The following is a 4,409-nucleotide window of genomic DNA, read 5'->3' as shown; positions in this document are numbered from 1 at the left end:
GCGCTACGCCGCCCGTCAACTGTTCCGAATCATCCACGCGGCGCTCACGCCCGCGACTTGACACCACATAGGGGCTTCGGTGACACCTACACCCGGCTCGCCGCCGGGTTCGCCGTCGGCGTTACCACCGCATGGCGGTACGTGCAGGAAGCGATAGCCCTGCTCGCGACGGCCGCCGACGACCTGGCCACCGCCATGAACCGGATCCGCCGACTGGCGTACGCGATCCTGGACGGCACCCTGATTCCGATCGACCGGGTCGCCGACCAGAAACCGTACTACTCCGGGAAACATAAGCGGCACGGCGTGAACGTGCAGGTCATCGCGGACGCGGCTGGCCGCCTCGTCTGGGCTTCACCCGCGCTGCCCGGCTCGATCCACGACCTGACCGCAGCCCGGACCCACGGCATCATCGAGGCGCTGACCAGTGCAGACGTGATGACCTTCGCCGATAAGGGCTACCAAGGAGCCCACGGCAGCGTGCGCACTCCGTTCAAGCGGCACCGCTTCCGGCCGAAGCTGTCACGCCGACAGAAGGCAGTGAACCGCGCCCACGCGAAAATCCGCGCCCGCGGCGAACGCGCCATCGCCACCCTCAAGACCTGGAAAATCCTGGTCAAGCTGCGCTGCTGCCCACGGCGAGCGACCACGATCGTGCAGGCCATCCTCGTTCTGCACCACGTCGAAGCCAACCGCTACGCAGGATGAAAAAGGCTCAGTGCTGGAGTTGTTTTTGGTCCGGAAGCTACCGGCAGGCCTGTTCGGCAGGCGGGCCGCGGCGGACCGGGCCCGCCGGGCTGTTGAAGCTGCTATCGCCGGCGGGTCGGGGTGACGGTGGTTCAGGCGTACCGGTTCGCTATGGACCTCACCTGCGTTCAGGAGCGTGCGGTGCTGGCGCATGTGGGTGCGGCGCGGGTGGCGCACAACTGGGCGTTGGCCAGGGTGAAGGCGGTGATGGACTAGCGGGCGGCCGAGCGTTCGTACGAATTGGGCCGTGTCACTCACCGGCAGGGATGTTGTCGAAGGCCTCGTCGTGCCACAGGGTCTGGTTGTGCTTGCGCACTGTTCCTCTGACGCGCGTCAACAGCAGCCAGTTGCCGTCCTGTACCAGTGCGGCGTCCTCGGCCCGGCCGTCCAGCACGCGGGCAACGGTCGCGAGCATGTTTGGGATGCCCTTGTCGCCCATGTCGTCGGCGCGCATGCGGAAGCCGATGTTGACGTAGGTGTCTGGTTCCCACTCCCAGCGGGAGCCGTCGTCGTCCTCGGCGTCGTAGTAGCCGTGGCTGCCGGCGGTGATGCTGACCGCGTACCCGCACTGTTCGTAGAGGTCGGCGCTGAGAAGTCGTGAGTGACCGGGGACCGTCGGCTTCTCGGTGGCCTCGGGAGCGGCGAGCTCAGCCATCTGCTCCAGAGGGATGTCGCCCGCCAGCGTCAATCGGAACTCGATAGTCACGTGCCGCCTCCTTCAGTCCCGGCGTACGATCTGCACAATCGCACGGTTTGATGTCACCGACACCAGTTCCTTCAGTTTGGTCGCTGAACCATCTACCGAAGACCTCACTGCGTATCGACCACCGAACGTCCACGACCCTGATCAGGGCCAACCATCAGCCCCCGCTATGAAACACGGCTAGCGGTGACCTATTTTGGACGGCTGCTGAGTGAGTGCTGAGTGAAGGTTGTCATCTCTGGCATCGCCCTCAGTAAACCGGGACTCTGAAGCTGATGCGGATCGTCTCCGGGCTGCCACCGGCGACGGCTGTCGCCGCAGCTGGAGGAATTATGGGACTGCAAAAGCTGCTGGACAGCACACCAGCCCGTCTCGCAGGGCAAAGTTCCGATTTGCTGCAGCTAGTCGCGCTCGCCTTTACCGTCCTCGCCGCCCCCTTTTGCGCGGGAATCACCTGGGCGGCCCTGCATGGTTTCTCGGCGCCTCTCGTGGTCGGGGCTGTAGCCGTGATCGCCACCGGGGCGGCATTCACCTATTACGTCAGGTGCATTCACATCCCTCAGGACTTCGTGATCGAGGAGCTTGATGGGCTGCTCGTCGTCGCCCATGTTCAAGGCGAGGGCGGCCGAGAGCATCACCGGTACACGTACAACCGTCAGCAACGCATCCGCGCCGTCCGGCACAACCTAAGGCTTGTCGGGATTCGTTCCCATTGGAGTGGCCAGAGCCGGACTGTCGAGGAGGTAACCTCGCTGTTCCCGGAACATCGGTTGCTTGACGGCGCCATCGCCGAGGAGGACGGGCGAATCCACCGGTGGGTGTACCTGCTCGGGCCGATCGCTCGCAACCGCCGGGTCTGGGTCGGCATCAAGCATGTTTTCGAGGACGCCTACGCGCCGATGAAGCCGTACTACCGCGAGAGCGGGGAGGAGCGCCGCGTCCAAAAGCTTTCAGTCCGAGTACGGTTCGCATGCGACGACGCCCCCGTTGAAGCCTGGCAAGTCGTCTGGAAACGATCTAAGTTCGGGTCAACGCGCCAGGAGGTCGCGCGTGACGAATGCAGGCCGATAATGGATCATGACGCAGGCAGCGTCGTCTACGAGTTCTTGAAGAGCAAGCCCGATCCCGACTGCGCGTACGGTATCTCCTGGCGCTGGCCCACTACGTCGTCGCGCGACGCACGCGCACCGCTTGACGAAGAGCCGGCACCGATGACACGGTCGGCGGCAACGGACAGCTCTCGCACTGCAACCTGACCTGCTCATGACGAGCCCGTTCCGACGTGCTGGTCCATCGCCTGGTCCTAGTAGTGCTTTGTTAGGTTGGGACGAGTTGGCGGCAGAGGGGGCAGAACCCGAGCCAGGTCGCGAGTAGGTACTGCAGTTGCCGGAGGACGGCGTAGAGGCTCAGGTCTGCCCCGCTGCTTTTGGGCGTGTCAGCCGTAGTTGGGTGAGGAACAGTTGGGCGGCTGCGGTGAGGGTGACGTGGCGGTGCCAGCCGATCCAGGAGCGGCCTTCGAAGTGGTCGAGGCCGAGGGCGGTCTTGAGTTCGCGGTAGTCGTGTTCGACGCGCCAGCGGCTCTTGGCCAGGCGGACCAGTTCGGCCAGGGGTGTGTCGGCGGGCAGGTCGGACAGCCAGTAGTCGCTGGGTTCGTCCTGGCCGGGAGGCCACTGCACGAGCAGCCAGCATTCGGGCAGGACACCGTCGTCACCGCGGTGCGGTCCGCGTCGGACGGCCCGGCCGGCGGGACGCACCCGCAGCGCGAAGAAGTGCCCGGACAGCTCACCGACAGGCCGGTCCGGGGCGCGGTCGGGTGCGGGTAGCCGCGCACGCCAGCGGACCAGACGCGTCCCGTCGGCGCCGTGGGCGAGGGCGAGGTCCTTCAGGCTGCGAGCGGGCTGGGGGTACTTCGGTGTGGGGTACTTGCCGACGCCGGCGTAGGGGACCTCGACGGGTTGGGCGTCGCCGGGTTGGGCGGTGGTGCTCGACGTGGTCGCCACGATGTAGCTGATGCCGCGTTCGGTCAGGCCCTGGCGGAACTCGGCGACCTGGCCGTAGCCGGCGTCGGCGGTCAGCAGCGGTGGGCGCAGTCCCCAGTCGGCCAGTTCGTCGAGCATTTCCAGGGCCATCAGCCACTTCGGCCGGTACCGCTCGGTGTCGGGGACCTTCGATGCTGTGCGCCGCCTGCGGATCTGGTCGATCTGCTCGGCAGGCGGTACCTGCACACGTGGGTGTGGTTTCTTCGCCCCGGCCTGGTCGCGGGTGACCGGCTGCTGGCGCAGCCTACGGGCGTGCGCGTTCGCGGGCTTGCCGTCCGGGCCGGGGACGCAGGTGTCGTCCCAGGACTCCGGCACGAACAGCCGCCAGTTCAGCACCGCCGAAGCGGCGTCCGTCGCCGCGTGGACGCTGACGGCGATCTGGCAGTTAGCGACCTTACCGAGCGTGCCGGAGTACTGCCGCGCCACGCACGCGGAGGCCTTGCCGTCCTTGGGAAATCCGGTGTCGTCCACCACCCACACCTGAGGTGTCACCAGGTCGACCGCGGCCGTCGCCAGCCGTCGCCGCACACCGGCGACATCCCAGGTGGAGGAGGTCAGGAACTGCTGCAACTGCTGGTGATCGACCCCGAGCCGTTCGGCCATCGGCTGCATCGACTTACGCCGACCGTCCAGCATCAGCCCACGCAGATACCGCAGACCGGTCGCCCGCTGGTCCGACCGCCGCAACCCCGCGAAAATCCCGGCCGCGAAGTCCTCCAGTTGCGCCCGCACCCGAACGAGATCCCGCTCATCCACGCACCGCACCCAAACACCACCACGACACGTATACAAGCGACACGCCACAACGACCTAACAAAGCACTACTAGTACTCCAGCCGCAGTTGCATGGTCTGAAGTTTCGGCAGCTCATCGGCATGATCGGTGTCGAGTCAGCACCGGTCGTGTAGCTGCCGATGTCG

Annotated in this window: 5 protein-coding genes; 3 read left to right on the top strand and 2 right to left on the bottom strand. The window is 66.2% G+C overall.

The window, feature by feature from the left end:
- Both ACGF5C_RS34175 and ACGF5C_RS34170 read left to right on the top strand, forming a co-directional pair.
- Positions 1-708 (top strand): transposase family protein (locus tag ACGF5C_RS34175; RefSeq protein ID WP_393308460.1); only part of this gene is annotated, 708 nt, incomplete at its 5' end.
- A 120-nt stretch (positions 709-828) separates the two neighbouring features.
- On the top strand, positions 829-963 hold the full coding sequence (locus tag ACGF5C_RS34170) for a helix-turn-helix domain-containing protein (RefSeq protein WP_393308458.1): 135 nt from the start codon (positions 829-831) through the stop codon (positions 961-963).
- A gap of 34 nt (positions 964-997) precedes the next feature.
- Here the strand turns inward: ACGF5C_RS34170 and ACGF5C_RS34165 are convergent, their stop codons facing one another.
- Positions 998-1,453, bottom strand: a complete 456-nt coding sequence (locus tag ACGF5C_RS34165; RefSeq protein WP_393308456.1) for a SitI3 family protein — start codon at positions 1,451-1,453, stop codon at positions 998-1,000.
- A gap of 272 nt (positions 1,454-1,725) precedes the next feature.
- Between ACGF5C_RS34165 and ACGF5C_RS34160 the strand changes: the two genes are divergently transcribed.
- On the top strand, positions 1,726-2,706 hold the full coding sequence (locus ACGF5C_RS34160) for a hypothetical protein (protein ID WP_393308454.1): 981 nt from the start codon (positions 1,726-1,728) through the stop codon (positions 2,704-2,706).
- Positions 2,707-2,856: 150 nt separating this feature from the next.
- Here the strand turns inward: ACGF5C_RS34160 and ACGF5C_RS34155 are convergent, their stop codons facing one another.
- Positions 2,857-4,245, bottom strand: coding sequence for an IS701 family transposase (locus ACGF5C_RS34155; RefSeq protein ID WP_393308452.1), 1,389 nt, complete (start codon positions 4,243-4,245; stop codon positions 2,857-2,859).
- Positions 4,246-4,409 lie beyond the last annotated feature (164 nt).

This window comes from Micromonospora sp. NPDC047620, from assembly GCF_043205005.1.
Taxonomy (GTDB): Bacteria; Actinomycetota; Actinomycetes; order Mycobacteriales; family Micromonosporaceae; genus Micromonospora.
The sequence above is the reverse complement of the archived record's forward strand: the minus strand, read 5'-3'. Positions and strand labels throughout refer to the sequence as shown.